The following is a 16,913-nucleotide window of genomic DNA, read 5'->3' as shown; positions in this document are numbered from 1 at the left end:
TAAATTAAGCTTCAGGGAATTTTAAAGTCCAAACAGCAGCAGTCTTTTCATCGTGAGCTTTACCATAAGCAAATTGCTTAGCGGTGTAGAGATTCAAATCTTCCAAAGCATATGTTTCGGTAAAACGTCCAAATTCAATACCACCGCCTACGAAAGCATCGTAACGACCTTTGACAAATGTAGTGACTTTACCTGTAGTTTGTGCTACAGATTCAACTAAGATCAGGTTGTAAGGCATTGCAGTGACATAGACACCTTGAGCGTTCAAAGAAGTATATTGTTTCTTCACATCCCAAGCATCGGCTGGGTTAACAACCATCACGAGATTTCCTTCCACTGCAACTGGAGTTGTTCCGTCTGCTTTAACAGAGTGGTGTTTGTAAACCTTTGTCAATTCTTTGACTACAGTAGCTGAATCAGCAAAAGTCAACTTAGTTGTTTGAGCTTCCTTTTCAGCATGAGTTGTATGATCTCCAGAAACAGTCCCTGTAAGAGTACGAGAAAGACCGATAGGTTTATTGTCGCCGTCACCGTTCAAGTAGGCAGCTTCCAACGCAGCTGCAAATGCTTCGGTAATCTGAGTAGAAACAAATTTTTGCAACCAAGCAGGTCCGAATTTTTCAGAGTCTTTAGGAATTACAACAAAAGCAGTCAATTTATTTTGAATTGCTTCTTCATCGCTGAATTCTTGTTTAAGCTGTCCTTGGATTTCGGCATTGATTTTACCCCAAACTGCTTGACCAGTTTGAGTTGATTTAAGGAATTTCAAACGGATTCCCGCATTTTTAAGACCGATATGTTGAAGGAGTGGACGTGCCATAACCATATCTTCAAAGATGCGGTCGATTGTTTCTTGAGGGAATAGTTTTTCAACCCCTTTAGGAGCAGTTTTTTCAATGTTATTGAAAAACTCACGAGCTTCTGCAGTCAGCTTAGCATCGTATGGATTCAAGGCGGAAACTTCTTCACGAGCAGCATCACGAGCTTGAGCCATCATTTCATTGGTCATGGACTCGATCATGTCATTGTAAAGCTTCGCTTGTTCTTCTTGAGGAGCGCCATTTGTAACGGCATCCAAAAATGCCTGACGTTGTTTTTCGAATTGGTTAGATAATGTCATTGTCATTCTGTTTTCCTTTCTTAAAACATAAAAAGACCGAACCCTTTAGGTACAGCCTTGTTTGTGTTATTTTCTGGGCTTTCTGGAAGGTTGAATTTCTTCTGTACAAATTCGCTATTTTCGAAAGCCTCTTTTTCAATGTGTATATCTGGTTGTTTAGCTTCTAGCTTTTTAACTACCAGTTCTGCGATTTTATCAATATCAGGAGTCATTACTGACCTCATTTTCTCGATAAAATCACTTGGGATCATAGGAGTTTCAGTCGCAACCAAAGTCGGAGCGACTTCATTTGTAAACATAATCTTGTCTACAAATCCGTGATTCAAAGCTGATTCAGCATCAAACCACGTCGTCTTGTTCATCAATCCAAGCAAATCATCAAGAGCTTTACCAGTCTTATGAACATAGGCACTAGCAATAGATTTGTTAAACCCTTCTAGTACTCCAGCCTCATGAAGCAGGGTATTATGATCTCCATTTACTTGCGTTGAAACATTGTGGATCATGATTTGGGCAGTCGGACTGATTTCAACCGTATCTCCTGCCATTGCAATCACGCTTGCTGCGCTTGCTGCAATACCGACAATTTTCACGGTCACATTACCAGGATACGAGCGTAGAGCAGTATAGATTTCACTACCAGCATAAACATCTCCACCACCAGAATTGATATGAACCTCAATCGGTTCACCACTTTCAGGAAGGATGACATCTTTCGGAGCGGTTGCATCCCACTCAAGCCAATCGTAAAGCCATCTGTCATTGTTTGATACAATCGTACCCTTAATCGGAATTACTTTCATCTTCTTTCTCACCTCCTTTCTCTATTTGCTCACCAATTTGATAGTTTTTGGTGATGAGAGGTTTATCCCCCCATGGAACAGCTTCTAACCCGAGCTCAGCACGAACTTCGTTAATCAACATTGAGCCAGAAGAAATAAGTTTGTCAATGCTTTCAGCAAGTGCAAATTTATCTCTTTGGCCTTCTCCTACGATGACAAAGCGACTTAAATCGTCATATCTTTTTCTAGTTAGCAATGAAAAATTTAAACCATCACTCATCTTCTTAATAAGAGACTGAAAACAATAACTATTGAACATTTTTTGACTATTCTCTAGATTAGCCATGTCACCATGTAGCAAAGCTGTCGGAATACCTAATATATCCGCAACTTCATCATCAAACTGTCTTCTTAGTTTTTTTAATTCTTCAACAGATATATTTGAAGTTCCTGTAGTATTGGTTAACTCGCTGTATTCCATTCCGTCCTGAGATGGAACAATCGCAATCGTTTTGGTGCTAAATGACTTAAAAAGTCCATCAGCATAGGCTTGAAGTTTTTCTCGCATCTCCTTATCAAAACTTCCATTGTTTTTGGTTTTCAGAGTTCCTCTGATTTGATTATTCCTAGCCAAGGCCTCGACCAAACGAGTGTGCAACTTCTCGTAATCAGCAAATAAGTCCGAAATATAATCTTGCAGTCGATTATTGTTGTACTGTAAGAAAATCACTTCACTCATCCGAAAACGCTTCTCAAATGTGAAGCCTCTACAAGATACAAACTCAAACACATCATCATAAACAGCATATTTAGTTCGTGTAAAGGAATCTGCGACAAGCAACTGATCATCATCAGTAAGAAAAATTAGAACTTCGTTCTTAGTAATCAAACGATAAACAACTTTTTGCCAAAATTCAGAAGCTGACTCGTTTTTATTTGGCCTAACATTTAACAAGTAATCCCAATCAGAAGGCTTAACCTTACCGTTTTCTTGATATTTAAATGCTGACTTAGCAAAAATCCGAGCGATGAACTCAGCTGACTTATCAATCGCTAAGCTTTTGAGTTGCAGATTTCCAAACATCCGCTCAAGATCCTCAAACTCAAAAAAAACCTCTGGTACTTCGCGCTTAAATAAATTCAGTAACCCCAATGCACTTCCTCCTTTCTTTTAATTTCTGCCGGCCACCCACCCAAAATTTATGCTTTAAAAATCCCAACTATCAATCATGTCAAGGAATTCCCCAATATTTGACTCTTGCACAAGCTCACGCTTGTATAGAGCAGCTATCAAAGCATGGAACCCATCTGTCTTTCTTCTGACAGGCTCTTTCTTCAAGAAACGCTTATTGCCATCCTTGTCCTCTTTGACGTAGGTATTATCTGTATACCAGATCATAGAGTTATCATCCTCAAAGATAAAACGCTCATTAGCAAATCCATCTTCAATAGTTGGCGCGACTTTTGATTGAATAGCCCCAGGATTGCGCAAGAACTCATATTCAAACCCAGCCTCTTCCAAAAGAGGTTTCAACAAGTCCATTCTAAAACCATCGGCACATACAAGTTCAATTTGGTAAAGTTTGCTCCATTCGACAAGCTTAGCAATCAAAAGCCGTGGATCAATACTAGGACCGTCCACAATCGTAAACAGACCTCTTTCTGCCCATTCCTGGATAGGAGCTTTTGGTTTGAAAGCTTTCAAAAATGCTTTACGAGCAAATGAATGTTGCTTCCAGATAAATTCATCCCCATTCTTAAATAGCAATCCCACACTTGCAAAGTCTCGAATACTAGCATAGTCAAAACCTGCAACACATGAGCGTCCCTTCAAGTCGATACCAGGAGAACGCAAACAAGCAACTAGCTTTTCTCGAGAAGTCACATCTTTCTCAAGGTCAGCTTCAGGAAGATTCATCCGTTTTGTCATGAACTCCTGACGGCCAGATGGCTCCAACTCAAGGTCATCATAGTCAGCCTTGGTTCTAGCAAGCAACCTCTTAGCGTAAGGAGTGCTTTCATCCAACATCGGATTAGCTTTCGGCCAGTTCTTCATATCATCCACTTCATCCGCACTGTCTAACTTGCAGATGAAAGGAAAGAGCCTGAAATCATCAACCTCTCCATTCAAGATTTGCATAGACTTCTCTATCAGCTTGTCGTAAAATCCCTCTCGCACATATCCATTCGTCCCGTTGTAGAATGTTCGAGCATGAGCAATCTTACCAAGACCAGACCTTTGGACCTTCACAGCCTTGTCATCTTCAAACTGGTGAATCTCGTCAAACTCAAGACAACCATCACGAGCAGAGTCCATAGTCTTCGGGTTATTTGTCCGAAAAGAAAAGACCGAGTTGTTCGCTCGACCTGTGATAGACATTTTAGTTAGATAGAAATGATCCTCAAGACCACGTCTTTGAATAGTCTCATAGACCTCCTCAAACGAAACCTTACCCTGTTTCTCAGAGTTAGCAGTGATAGTCACGTCATAATCTCTGATAGGGTAGATAGGACTGATAAAGAACGATGACCTAGCAGACATGAAACCATTCTTACCACCTCCACGAGCCAAAGTATACAGATACTCATCGAAGTGTGGCTCCCCGTCCTCTTTCCTAAAAAGAAATATAAACGGAGTCAAGAAAAGCTGGTACTTGGCCAGAGGGAAAAAGTTCTTTTCCGCAAACCGAATGAACTTGTCGATTAAGTCATTATCAAAATATAGATCATCACGAGGATAGATTTTCTCCTTGATGATTTTAAACAGCAACTTTCTTTCCTTGTTGACGACAATTTCTCCACTCTCGGCCATTTTGATGTAGTCATCAACCAGCGGATGAGAAATCATAACAGATCGCTTCCAGACGTAGGTTTCTCAACAGGCGAGTTTTCCACCTCAAAATCAAACGACCGCTCAATAGCTAAAAGCTGATTGCTTGTTGTGTTGATTTCCTTGATGAGAGAATTCGCTTTTTGGAATCTCTGTTGTCCGTTGTGAACTGTAATGACCAATCCATCTTCATGAAGTTTGGCTTTCAGCTCATAGAGCAATCTGACGAGATAGAGATAACGATTCACTTTTTCGTACTGGATCGCATCTTTTTTTCTAGGACTAAAGTAGCCGATTTTAGAAAGTAGCTGATTTTCTAATTCTTTTATATTTTTTTCTGAGTATTCTTCCATTACCCCCCACCCCCTTTAATTTTTTGTTAAAAATTTGGACAGTTGACCCCTCCCACCGGTTCCCAGAATCTTAAAAACACTGGATTTTTTTGACCGGGGGGGGTGTTATCATCCCCAAAATTCATCTGTTCTGAAATTTTTCTCAATCATTTTTTTAGATTTTCGAAATTGAAAGCGACCGTGACGTTTATTGTGACATTCTTTGCATAGAGTTCTGAGGTTGTCTAAGTCAAGAGCGAACTCTGGATAGAACTCTAGCTCCTTGATGTGGTCAACCTCTAGGTTTTCTGTTGTAACTTTACCTTCTCCTCTGCACCAAACACATTCGTTATGATCACGTTCGAGTGCAAGCTTGCGAAGTTCTCTCCATTCGCTAGAATTATAAAACTCTGTTCGATCTGCTCTTGTTGAAACTTCTATTTTCAAAAGATTATCCTCTTGATTTCCAAAAGAGTTTTGGCAAAATCATCAGGATTAATTAAGATTTGTTTAACTGTTTTTTGAAAAAGCATAATAGATTCTTTAGTTTGAGAGTCAAGAAAGTATTCTCTGTTATCTCTACCTCGTATCTTGTAAATCAATTCTCGTATTAAACCTAACATACTTTTGTAAACCTCTCTAATTTTACTCTCTCAATTCATTGTTTTACATATTCTAATGAATTCGCTACATGAGTTTTTAATCAGATTTATCAAGCGTTTATCTTGCATGCTTGAAATGAAATCATCATAACCTTAAAACAATGAACTGATTGTTAAAATAAAAAATTAAAAGCCCTGAAACTTCGTCATGGCTCTGTCTTGTGAATCTTGGTTTTTGCCTATGTATCTCAGTGAAATGCTTTGGCTTGAGTGGTTCAGTAGGTCCATTATCAGAGCGACGTCCTTGGTTTGTTCGTACATGAATAAGCCAAAGGTCTTTCTCATCGAGTGAGTCGCTATGTTTTCCAGACCAACTTCTTCAGCAGCTCTTTTGATAATCTTGTAAGCTGTGTTAGGTTTTATATGCTGGTGCTTTCCGTTTCGACTAGGAAAGAGAAAGTCTTCATCTTTCTTGTCTTTGATGTACTGTCGCATAGCATTCTTGAATTTCTTTGGCATCTTTCGTTTGGTTGGCTTGTCTGTCTTTTCATCGACAATCTGAACATGCCAACCTTTTACATGCTTTACTTTCAGTTTAACAATATCACCGATACGGAAACCCAGATTAACACCAGACAAGAAGAGCATGAGGTTGCGTTGTCTATCTGACTCTTTGACTGCGCTATGCAACGTCAACCATTCAATCATCAGCTGAACATCATCTCTATTTCTGATTGGTTCAACAACTACCACATATCCTCACCTCCTTTTTCGTGCACAAAAAAAGCAGAGGTTTCCTCTCTGCTATTCTTCATGATACTAATTTACCACATTGTTTTTGTCAATTCTATATGTTTTTTTGACAACTTTACATAAAGAGCAAATTTGCAAGTGTATCAAGAATGACTTCACGTCTTCTGTAAATCTGCTTGCTATGCCTATACAAGTATCCAGTTTCTCCATTTTCCATGATATGCCAAACTTGAATCCAGTCATATCCAGTATGTTCTCCCCAACGAAGATAAAAGATTTTTTTATCATCTGGTTCTAGATTTTCTAGTAATTGGGAGATAGCATTTTGGAAATTTTCTAATCTTAAAATCATAGGATCGCTTGCATAAGCAACTGCTAGGTTCTCCGACCTGTTGACAAACGTGCCACTACCACTTGCTCCAGTATCATCAATGCCTGGTACAGTTAAATGCTTAACCTCGTACAATCGTTCTAGCTCATGCCTTCGTTGGCCAATAAGTTTGTCAATCTTTAAATATTTATCATCGAGTTCAAACTCGAGATAATCCCTTCGTGCTTTTGCTAAGTTCTTTTTGACCAAACCTTACCTCCCGTGTATACTTTAGATTTAATCCATTTGATAATCTTGCCATCGTTATTGTTGTTGAAATAATTTGGCAGTCTTGCTGTTGGACTTTCTTTGTAGACCACTTTTTCAACGACCTGAATCGCAGGCATCATTTCATCATCTATCCAACCAACAAGCCAAGCAGGATTTACATCATAGGTTTTAGCAATCATTTCAATTTGCTTAATGGATGGATATCCGCCCCGTTCGTACAAGTGAATTGTGTTTTGTGAAACACCCGTATCCCTAGCCATGTCTTTGACAGAGATACCTAGGTCCTCTCTAAGTTCTTTTAATCTTAGCTGCATTTTGAAAATCTCCTTGCATCTTTCAAATAATATAACCTTCGAATATCAGAGTGATCGTCCCTGTTCCATCTTTATGTCTAGACACCAAAGCACGACAATCTGAACCAAACTCAACTCCTTCGATTGTGATGCTATGCTTCACCCTGTCAACGTTGATTATAGAGTCATTTGCTGTTTTAATTCTCATGTTCCATCTCCTCGATAAGCCAGTCTAGATTTTTTCTGGCTTTCTTCAGGTCTTCAAGACCGTTTTTCTTCTGGTGTCGTAGTATGTACTTCAAACTGTTTCCTAGATAGAACCCTTTCATCTGTTCTGGTGTCATGAAGTTCCTTAAAGCGTCGATAGATTCCATACCATACCTGCCTTGGTAGTGACTCGGATTGTTTATGTTGTCATTCATATCAATTCCTCCCATAATGTCTACTTGCTCCATGTAAATAATAAGTGCCATCTTTGCGCTTGTTCACGTAATACGTGTACTGCCCGTCTGGATCGGCGTAGGAAATCTGCTGCTCTCCTCCCCAACAACCATTGGAAACCATCATATGGCAATTCTCCATAATCCATTCTACGTCAGGCATCTAGTAACTCCTTATCTTCGTAGATATTTCCGATGATTTCAAACGGATATGTGTTATCTTCAACCAATTCTGCTAAGAGTTCATTTTCATTATATTTTTTCGACTCAAACATAAACAAAGCATGTTTTTCGTCCCAAAATATTCTCACATTTATCACTTCATCATCTGTTTCGACTGCTAAAATATCCCCCTCAAAGATTTCCTTGTCGTTCTTATCTTTGAGTCCTGTTGATTGCATCAGGACAATGTTTTTAAAAGTGTGCTCGGAATAATCTTTTTGAGTAAAATTATCTTCTTCTAAAATTTTATTTAAGACCATAATTGATTTATTTTCGAAATTTATATTCATTATTTTTGATGAATCAATTATATTTCCTTTATTTTTATCAAATAATCTAAATTTCGGTACTACCATTTTACAAATCCTCCTCTTTGACAAAAGTTCCATCAATCCATTTACCCTTGCGGTCTTTTATTTCTTGGTAAGCTAGTTCGAAACACTCTTCAAAATCATATCCAAGTTCAGCACTGATTGATTTTAGATAACCAATTAATAGAATCAATAATTCTATACGTGTGGTCATAAGTTTCAGATGTTGTTGTACTTGAATGTTGCTAATACATGTATTTGCGTACGCGAATGACGTCATCACATCGTTATTTCTAACATTCTTCGACTCTTCAAAAATACTATTCACATCTACTTTGCTCAACAAGGCCAACCCGACAATCACGACCACACAGTCTCCGATACTGTCCTTGGTCAGTTGCTCATTCTTCTTGAGATAACCGGCGCATAGTTCACCGAACTCCTCACTTAGTTTCAAAGACTGCTTGTCTAGTCGTCCACCGTTCTCAAGATCACGGTCAATAAACCATTGTTTGACATTTTCTAGTGTGTTCATTTTTTATCCTCCAAAGTTACTGAACGGAACTTCCCATCTATAATTGTCATACTCATGTACGATGTCTTTTAAAATTTTTCCTTTTGAGATTTCAATTTCTTGTGTAAATTCCATACCCATTTCAAAAGTGAAAATTTTAATATCAACATCAAACTTACTAGAAATTTCTGTGTAATTATCTGCTATTGCCGCCCATGCTTGTTTGAAATCTTCAAGTTCGATAATCAAAAAATCATCATCAAGATAAATTTTAAAACTATCATTGTCAATAAAAGCACGTCTTGTTCCATTGATATAAAAATGAGAGTCCGTTGTAGAAAAGGTGATTATTTCACCATCTTCTTTTATTGTGATGTCAACGACAGTTGAAAACATATATTTTAAAGCCGATTTAATATTTTCTGCACGTCCTCTTAGTTTAATCGTTCCTTGTGCAAAATTTGCCATATCTTTCTCCTCGTTGAAGGTGAAAATTATATTTTCACCTCATCCCCTACTTTCACTTTATCATACACATCCTTCGTAACCACGAACACCCCGTAGTCACGAATGGTAAGCGTGTATAGTTTTCCATGCCGTCCTTTCTCAAGGACTTTGCCGAATATCTCTGCGCCTTGATTATCAGCTTTATAAACGACAATCGGACGCTTTGCTTCTAGTTTTTTTATGTGGATACTCTGCCAAATATTTAATCCAGCAGATAATAATATCCAGATTGCGATAAACCGTTTCATTCGGTTGCCTCCTTCTTTAATTTTACGGCAATTTCTAAGTAAAAGTCTTGATCGGGTATCTCTAGCATCGCTGTATTGGTTTTACCGTCAGACTCAACGATAATTTTTCCGATTGCCAAAACTAAGTCTCCAATTGTGCTATTTAGCGTAAGGCTCATTATGTTACCTCCTTAAAGCGCCCATCTATTTCGGGGCTTATTTCTTTTGAAAATAGGATTCTTCTTTTCTTTTTTCTTCTGCTTCTGATAATCGCTATCTTTATTGAAGATAATATCTTCATCTTCAATCAGCTCAGGGATGAAGGATTTATCTGCAATCATCCTTCCACCTCCTTAACCTTAATTTCTCTAGTGAGTCTATTTTTTAAAACATGACTTGTAAAATAAATACCGTCTGCATATGTATAATAATCAACAGTTTCTTCAACCCATTGACTTCGTGTGTATGGGTATCTGTTTGGTCGTTTCATGTTACCACCTCATATATAAGTATTTTATATCGATATCTTGTCCTAAAATACAATCTCTCAATGATCTTAAATCTTCTAACGCACTGCTGACGGTCCCCCATTTGTTTTCAGGTTCATATTGCACATACTTTTCAGGGTGCTGTTCCAATTCTGAGATGCCACGTTGAATGTTTTCAAAAATCTGAGCAACATTGTAGATAGTACCTTGTTTGAAATCCCAATCCATAGCAACCCTGAACATTTTCCCAAGATTGTAAGTTGGAGAACTATTTTCAGGTTCATCTATGCAAATATAATCTCCGCTTTCTATTTTTCCTAAGATTTCCAAATCATAACTCATCACTCCACCCCTTTTTTGAAAGCTATACTCAACCATAGATTGTATTTGTGCATTTTACGCTCAATTTTTTTAGGTATATCCCTTTCAAAAACAATAAGCGGACCATCTGTGTCTTCTGTATCTGAGTAATTTATGATTTTATCTTTTGAGTAACAATTTAAAAATTGTTTTCCAAAATGGTTGCGAAAAGATATTTTGAATATTTTCTTTTCTTTGTAACAACTTTTAATCATTATTCGTCTTCTTGATTTGTTTAATGACATAAGTCCACCTCCTCAATCTCAATCCCTGGGCAATCGAATACCCAGCCTAAGTTGGCATCTTCTAATTCTTTGCGGGTGAATTTAGACCTTAATCTACTTTGTAAAAACCCCAAGAAATCCTCGTCTTTAACACTCACAAGATACTGATCTACTGCTTTGAGTTTTACAAAATACCTCTTCTCTTCCTCGACCTCGTAGCCGTCAAACCATGCTAGAGCAAATGTTCTTTGGTTATCCTCATTTTCTAACCACTTATTAACTCCCGGACCTCCATACGTCATACCACCAGATAAAGAGTAGACAGGTTTCGCCACTTCAATCCAATCCGCCACAAACTGCGGAATCACTGGTTTATTCAATTCTTGCCGAATCTTATCAGCATCTTTCAATTGTCCGCCAACCCATGCTCCCTCAAACTTACCTTGCTCGTAGCCCTCACGATATTTCATTGAACCGTAGTCGTCCCCTAATTCTTTAAGGATATCATTAAGCCATCTAGTCTGTGTCGTCGGAACAAACCCTCTGATTCGACGAACGACATCTTTTAACTTGAACGGTAGCGGTTCTGGTTCGTCTAAAGTCCGTAAGTCTTTCAAAACCAAATCAACCGAGGTCATTTTTTTCTTGCTAGCTTTAAATTTTTCGTATCGCTCAATTAGTCCCTGAATGTTCATTAAAATTCCTCACTTTCAATTTTTCTGATATCAACAACCTCTTCAAGATATTCCTTTGAACACCAGTCGTATTCAACGCATTGTCTAATAAATCTTTTTTTATAAAAACAATGCTCTATGTATGCGATTGGAAATAGCAAAGCGATGAAAGGTGAACAAATGATTAAAAATAAATAAATAGCAATTCCACAAACTTTTGAGTCTGCAATATATTCATAAAAATCTACTAAATCTTTTATTCTTTTAAAATGCCTGATAAAAATAATATAGTTTTTTCTTTTCATCCTTCACAACTCCTTAAAACGGCAAATCATCATCTGGAATATCCATTGGATCACTTGCTCCAAAACTTGGTGGCATCTGGTTTTCCATACTTGACTGGTTCGCAGAATTATCCTTCTTTTCAAGAGTTTGAAAACTTTCAGCTACAACTTCCGTCACATAGACACGTTGTCCTTGCTGATTATCATAGCTACGAGTCTGGATGCGACCTGTGATTCCTACAAGAGCACCTTTTTTAAGCCAATTTGCGAAATTTTCAGCCTGCTGGCGCCACATGATGCAACTGATAAAATCAGCTTCACGATCACCTGCCTGATTCTTAAAATTGCGATTCACTGCCAAACTGAATGTCGCAACTGCAACATTTGATGGTGTGTATCGCAACTCAGGGTCACGAGTCAAGCGACCTACTAACACAACATTATTGATCATTTTTATTCTCCTTCTCCACTTCCTCAATCAACCAGTCTAGGTTTTTTCTGGCTTTTTTTAAGTCTTCAAGACCGTTCTTCTTCTGGTGTCGTAGTATGTACTTCAAGCTGTTACCTAGAAAAAAACCTTTTAGCTGTTCTGGTGTCATGAAATTTCTTAAAGCATCGATAGATTCCATGCCGTATCGGCCTTGGTAATGGCTCGGTTTATTTATATTGTCAATTATTTCTGGGTTCATTATTTATCCTCTTCCTTATTTTCTAAAACAGCATCCTGTATAAAAGTGTTGCCAATTTCATAGTATTTGTATTCCTCGGCTGTCACTTCAAATGTTTCTTCAACGTGCTTATTTCCTACTTGTCCTGAAACGACTAGGATATATCTTCTTTTGGTTCTGGTTGGTACCAGTACCGAACTTTTTCCTGTCATGACAGGAATGAATGTTGTGTGAGGTTCATCAATGTACTTGTCTACAACCGTCCCGCTCGAAATCTGGTGACATGCTACGAGGAAGGACACGAGTAAAACAACACATAGAATTTTTAAATATCTCACTCCTCGACCTCCAAAAATTCTGGGGTTTCAAATTTATTCCCAATCACTTCAAAATGAAAATAAGCAAGATATAGTGAACTCCATCCTGCCACTCTTTTCTGTAATTCATCTACAAATATGTAAATAAAACTTGCATAAGATCCGTGCCATTTGATAACTGCTTTTCTACCCTTGTAATCGACTATATCTCCCTCAAAGATTTCCCTGCCGTTTTTGTCTTTAAGTCCTGTTGATTGCATGAGTTTAACTTCATCAAACTCAACTGATATTTCTGTATATCTTTCAGTGTCTCCTTGTTGGCAGATATCTACAAACTTACTGTCAAATGAAATATTAGTGACATCACACATCCATTTCAATGACTTCATCCACGCTCTAAACTTCGGTGCCATCAAGTAAATCCTCCTCTTTAACAAACACCCCATCAATCATCTTACCTTTGCGGTCCTTGATGACTTCATAAGCTTCTTCTAAGCAATTTTCAGCTGTAGTGCCATTACAAAATGAAACCGTACTAACCACACTGTCAAGAAACATCAAGTCTGCTTTGATTAAAGGAATCTGTGTCTCATTGTGACAGATATGAGCGTATAGCTTCTGAGAAATATTCCCTAAACTCGAAACCATCAACAGCAATTCAAGTTCCTGTTGATTCGCTGAAATCTGAGCACCGTTCTTGATCTGTTGATCAAGTCCAATCAAAACTACCTGGATGTCTCCGAGCGCATCATAAATCAGTTCAGATTTGTCCTTTGCAATTCCTTCGAATAATTCTCCTGATTCTTCCATGAGCTTCAAGAACTGCTTAACTGGATTTGCTTCATGTAGATTTCGATCAACAAACCACTGTTGAACCTTTTCTTCCAAATTCATTTTTGTATTCATCTCACTTTTCCTCCACTTCTTTAAATGATTCCATTGTCTGAATAATTTTTTCTAACATAGATTTATGTAATGTGATGTAATTGTTTTTCTTCACCTGTCCACAGAATATACAAATTCGTTTGCCAAGGTAATTACATTTTCCGTCTGAACGGTAACTTTCATCTGCTTCAATTTGTTCTTTATTAGCTGAGCTAACAAGAATTACTTCATCAGACTCGTTCCAATCAGGAATTCCCATACATTTGTGAAAATTCTCAAATGCTAAATCTGTTAAAATATCTCTAGCCATTCGTTTCCTCTCTTTTCTTCGTAATCAAGTAGTAGCAGTCAACTGCTCCGTAGTCAATCCTGATATTTTCTCCACTCATGCTTTTCCGAAAGCGTGGATTGTTAACAGCAGAGTAGCTGGCTTGATGTTGCTTTAGTTCATTGATTGCGCTATGTATGTGTCCAAAACTCCCAATGAGTATCTTGCGGTGACCATTGTAAATAAAGTATAGATTTATCATCCCTTCACCTCAACTGGATAGAAATTCCCAAAGGACACTCTCAAGGCCTTGCCCACCTGCAATGCAACCGCACGAGAAATAAACCGCATAGCTTTCCGCTCGTCTGAATACGAAACATCAATGCCAGTCACACCGATTGCCACAGACATCAAGAACGGTTTAACTTCTCTTGCCCCATGTTTTAAGATAAACATCAGCCACCTCCATTTTCAAGCCTTTCAAGTAGTTCACGTTTACGCTCTTCGAGTTCCTTCTTAGTCTCATCACTGGTATTGTTGACATAGTTAGGCTGTGACCATTCAGGAACATTTGATTTCTGATTACCTGGACGTTTGCTGATTTTACTTTCTTTGTACGCTCTCTCACGTTCATCGACTGCTGCAATCGTCAAAACTCCATCATTCTTCCAATTCGTCAAAATCGCTCTGATATAACTGAAATTTCTTTTACCATTGTCAGCAGCAAGACCAATTGCTTTCAGAACAACTTTCGCTTCCATTCCATCCAAAGTGATGAACTCTTTTAAGATTTCAAATTGAGTTCCATCCAACGGAGCAATACGAGATTGATATCCTTCGACGATGAGTGAGACTGGATTTTCATCTACATCTTTCTCTATCTCTGTATCTATATCTTTCTCTATATCTATATCTCCGTTGCAAGTTGTTGCAATGGTGTTGCAATGCAACCCCCTCAACTCTCTATGTTTGCGACTTCTACGAGTGCTCGCCGTTTCACTCCCAACCATCTCAGGAACCTGCTCTAAGAAATAATCTCTGTCATTTTTTCTAGTCAGCAAGCCCTTACTCTCCAAGAAAATCAAAGTGATTTTAATATCCTCAACATTCTCATCAATGACAAGAGCGATTTCTTCAGCTAGATTGTCAGCAAGTCCATCATAGTAGATGTGCCCACCATCCTCTAAACTAATCAACATCATTTTGAGATAGATGATAGTGTGCGTATCGCCACCTGCAATCTTACGAAGCAATTTCATTTCTTTAGACTTGAAAAAATCCTGAGCTAGTTGAATCCAGTAGTATCGCTTGTTTTTTAACGCCATAATCTCACACCCCACTCAATCAATTCTTCCATTTCCTGACCTCCTCACTTCAAGATATGCATTTTAGGTTCTGGCAATGCTAATGGCTCAGGACGCAATCCTTGAGGCGGTTCGTTGTCATAGGTGAATCCTTTGAACTCTCTGCGAATATTCTTGCGAATTTCTTGACGTTCTGCCTCTCTACCACGTTCGTATGCATGGTTGTACCCTTGGATAATCATAGACGCAAATTCTTGCTCTTCTCGTCTCTCTTCTTCCTCTCGTTGTTCTTTCATTTTGATGTGACGATAAGCTGCCACAAAACCAAGAAGCAAGCCTCCTACTCCCATCAACTGGTCTAAAATCGGTGGTTCAAACATTTTTTAATCTCCTTTATTTTGCTAACTGACTTTGAAACCGAAGTACATCGTTCATGTCATATAAATATTTACCGCCTTTAGCATTTTGCTGGTAGCGGAATTTCCCTGCGTCTCTGAAATCTTCAATTTTCTTACGACCCCAACCTGTTTTCTCTTGGACATCTTTGATTGAAGCCCAGTTCGTACCTCTTGATACTCGTAGTTTAGCTTCAGTCATAGCTTTCACATTCAACTGGACAAGTTCTTCCAGCAGTTCATTTTTGAAATCTTCTCCAAACAATTCCAAAGCCATTGTCAATTTCCTCTCTTTCGTGTTATAATCATGTTGAATATTTAAGTATGCACCTGACTTCGTTAGGTGCTTTTTTTGCGTTGTTGTCAAACTGTCTTACTTTCCATCGCCCTGAGTTCTATCTCGTGGCTGACTTGTTTCAATAGCTTCTCACACGCTATTTTTGCTTCTCTGTACGTTGTGTTCTCGCTGATGAAATAATCAGCAAGTTCGATGATTTTATCTTCCAATATTGCCTCCTAAATCAGTCTTGAGACTGATGTAATATCTTTCTAAATTGCTATAATAACCTTGACTAGGACCTCTCACCGTTTTAGTCAAAAATTCAATAGAAAGAACGAAATAATAATTATGGACCCTAACCAACTTAAAGACTTTCTTCCTCTTGTTACAGGATTTTTAGGAGGAGCTACTTCATCTGGTGTATTCGCTGGACCTATTAAAACACTGCAAGATTGGTGGTATATAAATTATGGTCACGACATTTCTTCTCAAGCAGCGTTATTGCGTGCAAAAAACGAAATTGATGTCGAGAATCTCAGAAATAGCACACTTCAACAAGTGGCTACTATCCCACCAGAGAATGTTCAAGAACCTCCTCTAAAAATATTAGGCCCTGCATTGGAAGCATCTAAGTATTATATTGAAGAAGAAGAGTTGCGTTCTATGTTTGCGAAAATATTAGCAAGTTCATTTGACGATCGAAAGAACTCGATTATACACCCATCTTTTGTTGAAATTATCAAGCAACTAGATGTAACAGATGCACGTATTCTCCAATTTTTAAAAGAACAGAACCACGTAGCAGGATCCCCAATCTCTATCATGAAAGCTGTCATAAATTCTGATAGTGCTTCTAAAATAATATTCCCAATCATATACTTTATAAATGGAACTGAAGGAATTGATGAATTGTCTCCATCTTTAACGAACTTAGAGCGGCTAGGTCTGTTAAACATTAATGATGATAGATATTCTGCGAATGATTCAGATTATGATTTCATTAGAACTAACTCCAGCGTTCAATATATGCTTGAAATTCATCCAGAAATTAGTCTTGAAAAAATGTGTTTTTCTCTCACTCCTCTTGGGAAGAATTTTTTGGAAGTTTGCTTATGATATCTTCAGAAAATTTCTTAACGCTTGATGTTTCAAAATCCATATATTTTTCGTATAATTCATTTACTTTATAAATGTGGTAATGCATCATAGTAGATGTCACAATAAAAGATGTT

The 16,913-nt window shown here is 38.0% G+C and carries 35 protein-coding genes; 1 reads left to right on the top strand and 34 read right to left on the bottom strand.

Translation table 11 applies throughout. The features are described from left to right. Positions 1-4: 4 nt before the first annotated feature. From EII37_RS08110 to EII37_RS11155, 34 genes are all read right to left on the bottom strand, one after another. Positions 5-1,126 carry a phage major capsid protein gene (locus EII37_RS08110; protein WP_124788213.1) on the bottom strand — a complete coding sequence of 374 codons (1,122 nt, stop codon included), beginning with the start codon at positions 1,124-1,126 and terminating at the stop codon, positions 5-7. Positions 1,127-1,140: 14 nt separating this feature from the next. Then, the gene (locus EII37_RS08105; protein ID WP_124788212.1) at positions 1,141-1,923 is read right to left on the bottom strand and encodes a head maturation protease, ClpP-related; all 783 of its coding nucleotides are present in this window, start codon (positions 1,921-1,923) and stop codon (positions 1,141-1,143) included. Further along, positions 1,904-3,055, bottom strand: coding sequence for a phage portal protein (locus EII37_RS08100; RefSeq protein WP_124788211.1), 1,152 nt, complete (start codon positions 3,053-3,055; stop codon positions 1,904-1,906). Before EII37_RS08100 ends, EII37_RS08105 begins: the two co-directional genes overlap by 20 nt. Positions 3,056-3,109: 54 nt before the next feature. Beyond that, positions 3,110-4,750, bottom strand: a complete 1,641-nt coding sequence (locus EII37_RS08095) for a terminase TerL endonuclease subunit (protein ID WP_124788210.1) — start codon at positions 4,748-4,750, stop codon at positions 3,110-3,112. Beyond that, positions 4,747-5,085, bottom strand: coding sequence for a hypothetical protein (locus EII37_RS08090; protein WP_000393461.1), 339 nt, complete (start codon positions 5,083-5,085; stop codon positions 4,747-4,749). The genes EII37_RS08095 and EII37_RS08090 overlap by 4 nt, the downstream gene beginning before the upstream one ends. A 108-nt stretch (positions 5,086-5,193) precedes the next feature. Then, positions 5,194-5,511 carry an HNH endonuclease gene (locus tag EII37_RS08085; RefSeq protein ID WP_124788209.1) on the bottom strand — a complete coding sequence of 106 codons (318 nt, stop codon included), beginning with the start codon at positions 5,509-5,511 and terminating at the stop codon, positions 5,194-5,196. Positions 5,512-5,852: 341 nt separating this feature from the next. Next, the gene (locus tag EII37_RS08080; protein ID WP_000261915.1) at positions 5,853-6,419 is read right to left on the bottom strand and encodes a tyrosine-type recombinase/integrase; all 567 of its coding nucleotides are present in this window, start codon (positions 6,417-6,419) and stop codon (positions 5,853-5,855) included. A 115-nt stretch (positions 6,420-6,534) separates the two neighbouring features. Beyond that, complete coding sequence (locus EII37_RS08075; protein ID WP_124788208.1) at positions 6,535-6,999, bottom strand: hypothetical protein; 465 nt, start codon at positions 6,997-6,999, stop codon at positions 6,535-6,537. Continuing rightward, a complete protein-coding gene (locus tag EII37_RS08070) occupies positions 6,981-7,334 on the bottom strand; it encodes a helix-turn-helix domain-containing protein (RefSeq protein WP_124788207.1) in 354 nt (117 codons plus the stop codon). The genes EII37_RS08075 and EII37_RS08070 overlap by 19 nt, the downstream gene beginning before the upstream one ends. Before the next feature lie 22 nt (positions 7,335-7,356). Further along, positions 7,357-7,521: a hypothetical protein gene (locus tag EII37_RS11170; protein ID WP_185695982.1), complete on the bottom strand. Its 165-nt coding sequence runs from the start codon at positions 7,519-7,521 to the stop codon at positions 7,357-7,359. After that, entirely contained in the window at positions 7,511-7,786 is a 276-nt protein-coding gene (locus tag EII37_RS08065; RefSeq protein WP_398577037.1) for a DUF3310 domain-containing protein, read from the bottom strand. Before EII37_RS08065 ends, EII37_RS11170 begins: the two co-directional genes overlap by 11 nt. Positions 7,787-7,908: 122 nt before the next feature. Continuing rightward, a complete protein-coding gene (locus EII37_RS08060; protein ID WP_185695981.1) occupies positions 7,909-8,331 on the bottom strand; it encodes a YopX family protein in 423 nt (140 codons plus the stop codon). Between the two features lies 1 nt (position 8,332). Further along, positions 8,333-8,821 carry a MazG-like family protein gene (locus EII37_RS08055; RefSeq protein ID WP_124788205.1) on the bottom strand — a complete coding sequence of 163 codons (489 nt, stop codon included), beginning with the start codon at positions 8,819-8,821 and terminating at the stop codon, positions 8,333-8,335. A 3-nt stretch (positions 8,822-8,824) separates the two neighbouring features. Further along, positions 8,825-9,268, bottom strand: a complete 444-nt coding sequence (locus EII37_RS08050; RefSeq protein ID WP_124788204.1) for a hypothetical protein — start codon at positions 9,266-9,268, stop codon at positions 8,825-8,827. A 26-nt stretch (positions 9,269-9,294) separates the two neighbouring features. After that, entirely contained in the window at positions 9,295-9,555 is a 261-nt protein-coding gene (locus tag EII37_RS08045) for a DUF1372 family protein (protein WP_124788203.1), read from the bottom strand. Further along, on the bottom strand, positions 9,552-9,674 hold the full coding sequence (locus EII37_RS11425; protein ID WP_260424859.1) for a hypothetical protein: 123 nt from the start codon (positions 9,672-9,674) through the stop codon (positions 9,552-9,554). The genes EII37_RS08045 and EII37_RS11425 overlap by 4 nt, the downstream gene beginning before the upstream one ends. Before the next feature lie 51 nt (positions 9,675-9,725). After that, on the bottom strand, positions 9,726-9,875 hold the full coding sequence (locus tag EII37_RS11165; protein WP_185695980.1) for a hypothetical protein: 150 nt from the start codon (positions 9,873-9,875) through the stop codon (positions 9,726-9,728). Then, positions 9,872-10,024, bottom strand: coding sequence for a hypothetical protein (locus tag EII37_RS11160; RefSeq protein WP_185695979.1), 153 nt, complete (start codon positions 10,022-10,024; stop codon positions 9,872-9,874). Before EII37_RS11160 ends, EII37_RS11165 begins: the two co-directional genes overlap by 4 nt. 1 nt (position 10,025) lies before the next feature. After that, complete coding sequence (locus EII37_RS08040; protein WP_124788202.1) at positions 10,026-10,364, bottom strand: hypothetical protein; 339 nt, start codon at positions 10,362-10,364, stop codon at positions 10,026-10,028. Then, positions 10,364-10,627: a hypothetical protein gene (locus EII37_RS08035; protein WP_124788201.1), complete on the bottom strand. Its 264-nt coding sequence runs from the start codon at positions 10,625-10,627 to the stop codon at positions 10,364-10,366. Before EII37_RS08035 ends, EII37_RS08040 begins: the two co-directional genes overlap by 1 nt. After that, positions 10,618-11,301: a DUF1642 domain-containing protein gene (locus EII37_RS08030; RefSeq protein WP_124788200.1), complete on the bottom strand. Its 684-nt coding sequence runs from the start codon at positions 11,299-11,301 to the stop codon at positions 10,618-10,620. Before EII37_RS08030 ends, EII37_RS08035 begins: the two co-directional genes overlap by 10 nt. Further along, entirely contained in the window at positions 11,301-11,585 is a 285-nt protein-coding gene (locus EII37_RS08025; RefSeq protein ID WP_124788199.1) for a hypothetical protein, read from the bottom strand. The genes EII37_RS08030 and EII37_RS08025 overlap by 1 nt, the downstream gene beginning before the upstream one ends. A gap of 13 nt (positions 11,586-11,598) precedes the next feature. After that, a complete protein-coding gene (ssb, locus tag EII37_RS08020; RefSeq protein WP_124788198.1) occupies positions 11,599-12,015 on the bottom strand; it encodes a single-stranded DNA-binding protein in 417 nt (138 codons plus the stop codon). After that, complete coding sequence (locus EII37_RS08015; RefSeq protein WP_124788197.1) at positions 12,005-12,253, bottom strand: DUF3310 domain-containing protein; 249 nt, start codon at positions 12,251-12,253, stop codon at positions 12,005-12,007. The genes ssb and EII37_RS08015 overlap by 11 nt, the downstream gene beginning before the upstream one ends. Then, positions 12,253-12,570: a 3-dehydroquinate synthase gene (locus tag EII37_RS08010; RefSeq protein ID WP_124788196.1), complete on the bottom strand. Its 318-nt coding sequence runs from the start codon at positions 12,568-12,570 to the stop codon at positions 12,253-12,255. Before EII37_RS08010 ends, EII37_RS08015 begins: the two co-directional genes overlap by 1 nt. After that, positions 12,567-12,962, bottom strand: coding sequence for a YopX family protein (locus tag EII37_RS08005; protein ID WP_185695978.1), 396 nt, complete (start codon positions 12,960-12,962; stop codon positions 12,567-12,569). Before EII37_RS08005 ends, EII37_RS08010 begins: the two co-directional genes overlap by 4 nt. Next, positions 12,946-13,455, bottom strand: coding sequence for a MazG-like family protein (locus EII37_RS08000; RefSeq protein WP_124788194.1), 510 nt, complete (start codon positions 13,453-13,455; stop codon positions 12,946-12,948). The genes EII37_RS08005 and EII37_RS08000 overlap by 17 nt, the downstream gene beginning before the upstream one ends. A gap of 1 nt (position 13,456) precedes the next feature. Then, on the bottom strand, positions 13,457-13,744 hold the full coding sequence (locus EII37_RS07995; protein ID WP_075229570.1) for a hypothetical protein: 288 nt from the start codon (positions 13,742-13,744) through the stop codon (positions 13,457-13,459). Then, positions 13,737-13,964, bottom strand: a complete 228-nt coding sequence (locus EII37_RS07990) for a hypothetical protein (protein ID WP_075229571.1) — start codon at positions 13,962-13,964, stop codon at positions 13,737-13,739. The genes EII37_RS07995 and EII37_RS07990 overlap by 8 nt, the downstream gene beginning before the upstream one ends. After that, the gene (locus tag EII37_RS07985) at positions 13,961-14,158 is read right to left on the bottom strand and encodes a hypothetical protein (RefSeq protein WP_124788193.1); all 198 of its coding nucleotides are present in this window, start codon (positions 14,156-14,158) and stop codon (positions 13,961-13,963) included. The genes EII37_RS07990 and EII37_RS07985 overlap by 4 nt, the downstream gene beginning before the upstream one ends. Next, on the bottom strand, positions 14,158-15,027 hold the full coding sequence (locus EII37_RS07980) for a phage replisome organizer N-terminal domain-containing protein (RefSeq protein ID WP_124788192.1): 870 nt from the start codon (positions 15,025-15,027) through the stop codon (positions 14,158-14,160). Before EII37_RS07980 ends, EII37_RS07985 begins: the two co-directional genes overlap by 1 nt. Before the next feature lie 44 nt (positions 15,028-15,071). Then, the gene (locus EII37_RS07975; protein WP_124788191.1) at positions 15,072-15,386 is read right to left on the bottom strand and encodes a hypothetical protein; all 315 of its coding nucleotides are present in this window, start codon (positions 15,384-15,386) and stop codon (positions 15,072-15,074) included. 13 nt (positions 15,387-15,399) lie between these two features. After that, entirely contained in the window at positions 15,400-15,678 is a 279-nt protein-coding gene (locus EII37_RS07970) for a helix-turn-helix domain-containing protein (RefSeq protein WP_124788190.1), read from the bottom strand. Positions 15,679-15,764: 86 nt separating this feature from the next. Further along, positions 15,765-15,908 (bottom strand): hypothetical protein, encoded by a 144-nt coding sequence (locus tag EII37_RS11155; RefSeq protein WP_000389583.1) that lies wholly within the window; start codon positions 15,906-15,908, stop codon positions 15,765-15,767. A 121-nt stretch (positions 15,909-16,029) separates the two neighbouring features. Here EII37_RS11155 and EII37_RS07965 point away from each other — a divergent pair, with 121 nt between their 5' ends. Beyond that, positions 16,030-16,797 (top strand): DUF4393 domain-containing protein, encoded by a 768-nt coding sequence (locus EII37_RS07965; protein WP_124788189.1) that lies wholly within the window; start codon positions 16,030-16,032, stop codon positions 16,795-16,797. Positions 16,798-16,913: the final 116 nt, after the last annotated feature.

The organism is Streptococcus sp. OH4692_COT-348, assembly GCF_003859975.1.
Taxonomy (GTDB): Bacteria; Bacillota; Bacilli; order Lactobacillales; family Streptococcaceae; genus Streptococcus.
The sequence above is the reverse complement of the archived record's forward strand: the minus strand, read 5'-3'. Positions and strand labels throughout refer to the sequence as shown.

What these genes read in the sequence shown, in the direction of transcription:
- EII37_RS08065 (WP_398577037.1), bottom strand. Translation starts at nt 7,786, where the DNA reads ATGGCACTTATTATTTACATGGAGCAAGTAGACATTATGGGAGGAATT.
- ssb (WP_124788198.1), bottom strand. Translation starts at nt 12,015, where the DNA reads ATGATCAATAATGTTGTGTTAGTAGGTCGCTTGACTCGTGACCCTGAG.
- EII37_RS08105 (WP_124788212.1), bottom strand. Translation starts at nt 1,923, where the DNA reads ATGAAAGTAATTCCGATTAAGGGTACGATTGTATCAAACAATGACAGA.
- EII37_RS08055 (WP_124788205.1), bottom strand. Translation starts at nt 8,821, where the DNA reads ATGAACACACTAGAAAATGTCAAACAATGGTTTATTGACCGTGATCTT.
- EII37_RS08015 (WP_124788197.1), bottom strand. Translation starts at nt 12,253, where the DNA reads ATGAACCCAGAAATAATTGACAATATAAATAAACCGAGCCATTACCAA.
- EII37_RS08060 (WP_185695981.1), bottom strand. Translation starts at nt 8,331, where the DNA reads ATGGTAGTACCGAAATTTAGATTATTTGATAAAAATAAAGGAAATATA.
- EII37_RS07995 (WP_075229570.1), bottom strand. Translation starts at nt 13,744, where the DNA reads ATGGCTAGAGATATTTTAACAGATTTAGCATTTGAGAATTTTCACAAA.
- EII37_RS08025 (WP_124788199.1), bottom strand. Translation starts at nt 11,585, where the DNA reads ATGAAAAGAAAAAACTATATTATTTTTATCAGGCATTTTAAAAGAATA.
- EII37_RS07975 (WP_124788191.1), bottom strand. Translation starts at nt 15,386, where the DNA reads ATGTTTGAACCACCGATTTTAGACCAGTTGATGGGAGTAGGAGGCTTG.
- EII37_RS11170 (WP_185695982.1), bottom strand. Translation starts at nt 7,521, where the DNA reads ATGAGAATTAAAACAGCAAATGACTCTATAATCAACGTTGACAGGGTG.
- EII37_RS08095 (WP_124788210.1), bottom strand. Translation starts at nt 4,750, where the DNA reads ATGATTTCTCATCCGCTGGTTGATGACTACATCAAAATGGCCGAGAGT.
- EII37_RS11165 (WP_185695980.1), bottom strand. Translation starts at nt 9,875, where the DNA reads ATGATTGCAGATAAATCCTTCATCCCTGAGCTGATTGAAGATGAAGAT.
- EII37_RS08030 (WP_124788200.1), bottom strand. Translation starts at nt 11,301, where the DNA reads ATGAACATTCAGGGACTAATTGAGCGATACGAAAAATTTAAAGCTAGC.
- EII37_RS08000 (WP_124788194.1), bottom strand. Translation starts at nt 13,455, where the DNA reads ATGAATACAAAAATGAATTTGGAAGAAAAGGTTCAACAGTGGTTTGTT.
- EII37_RS08090 (WP_000393461.1), bottom strand. Translation starts at nt 5,085, where the DNA reads ATGGAAGAATACTCAGAAAAAAATATAAAAGAATTAGAAAATCAGCTA.
- EII37_RS08110 (WP_124788213.1), bottom strand. Translation starts at nt 1,126, where the DNA reads ATGACAATGACATTATCTAACCAATTCGAAAAACAACGTCAGGCATTT.
- EII37_RS08050 (WP_124788204.1), bottom strand. Translation starts at nt 9,268, where the DNA reads ATGGCAAATTTTGCACAAGGAACGATTAAACTAAGAGGACGTGCAGAA.
- EII37_RS07965 (WP_124788189.1), top strand. Translation starts at nt 16,030, where the DNA reads ATGGACCCTAACCAACTTAAAGACTTTCTTCCTCTTGTTACAGGATTT.
- EII37_RS08045 (WP_124788203.1), bottom strand. Translation starts at nt 9,555, where the DNA reads ATGAAACGGTTTATCGCAATCTGGATATTATTATCTGCTGGATTAAAT.
- EII37_RS08035 (WP_124788201.1), bottom strand. Translation starts at nt 10,627, where the DNA reads ATGTCATTAAACAAATCAAGAAGACGAATAATGATTAAAAGTTGTTAC.
- EII37_RS11160 (WP_185695979.1), bottom strand. Translation starts at nt 10,024, where the DNA reads ATGAAACGACCAAACAGATACCCATACACACGAAGTCAATGGGTTGAA.
- EII37_RS07980 (WP_124788192.1), bottom strand. Translation starts at nt 15,027, where the DNA reads ATGGCGTTAAAAAACAAGCGATACTACTGGATTCAACTAGCTCAGGAT.
- EII37_RS08070 (WP_124788207.1), bottom strand. Translation starts at nt 7,334, where the DNA reads ATGCAGCTAAGATTAAAAGAACTTAGAGAGGACCTAGGTATCTCTGTC.
- EII37_RS07985 (WP_124788193.1), bottom strand. Translation starts at nt 14,158, where the DNA reads ATGTTTATCTTAAAACATGGGGCAAGAGAAGTTAAACCGTTCTTGATG.
- EII37_RS08005 (WP_185695978.1), bottom strand. Translation starts at nt 12,962, where the DNA reads ATGGCACCGAAGTTTAGAGCGTGGATGAAGTCATTGAAATGGATGTGT.
- EII37_RS07990 (WP_075229571.1), bottom strand. Translation starts at nt 13,964, where the DNA reads ATGATAAATCTATACTTTATTTACAATGGTCACCGCAAGATACTCATT.
- EII37_RS08040 (WP_124788202.1), bottom strand. Translation starts at nt 10,364, where the DNA reads ATGAGTTATGATTTGGAAATCTTAGGAAAAATAGAAAGCGGAGATTAT.
- EII37_RS07970 (WP_124788190.1), bottom strand. Translation starts at nt 15,678, where the DNA reads ATGGCTTTGGAATTGTTTGGAGAAGATTTCAAAAATGAACTGCTGGAA.